Genomic DNA, 686 nt, shown 5'->3' with positions numbered 1-686 from the left:
ATAACCAAAATATTTAAAAATTTTTTTTAATTTCTTTCTATATTCCCTTGACGCCATAAATACAAATGCTTTAAAAAACAATAAATTATTATTCCTGCTTTAAAAGGAACCTAACAGGCTATGTTTACTTGTCGGTTTGATCAAAAAAATATAACTCAATAATTTCTGGCATTTTTCAACCCTAAAAAATTAAAATATCTTTCCTTTAAAGTATTACTTAGTAAAACTTTTTGTGCGATTTTTCCCAAAAACATTTTCCATTTAGGAAGTGGTCTGGCTCTAAAAAGTTCAATATCATTTAAAGGAACATTTGATCTTCTTACTTTTAATTTTTCAAATTCATCATTCATCCACTTCTCTGAAACATTTCCTAAATGAAAAGCATAATTATTCAAGGTTGATAACCTTAAAAACCCAAGTTCTTCATTGGGAATATCAATAAATTTATTCTCCACTCCCCCCTGGATCTTAATATAGGCAGGGGAATTTGACCCCAAATCAAAAACCTCCCTTCTTAATGTTGCCACAAAATGTCCTGATCCCATCACGGCTTTCGCTCCTTTTTTCCTTAACACCAAGTATTTTTCAAGATGGGAAGAAGAGTATAATTTCACCGTGTCTCCCAGGCTGTCTTCAAATTTTTTCATCGCCTGTGGATCCTTTACTTCTTCAAATCTAATTGAAGC

Annotated in this window: 1 pseudogene; it reads right to left on the bottom strand. The window is 31.3% G+C overall.

Annotated features, from left to right (window positions below):
- Positions 1-155: 155 nt before the first annotated feature.
- Positions 156-686: pseudogene (locus tag HC176_RS15660) on the bottom strand (hypothetical protein); the annotation flags it as partial.

This window comes from Tamlana crocina (assembly GCF_012037625.1).
The sequence above is the reverse complement of the archived record's forward strand: the minus strand, read 5'-3'. Positions and strand labels throughout refer to the sequence as shown.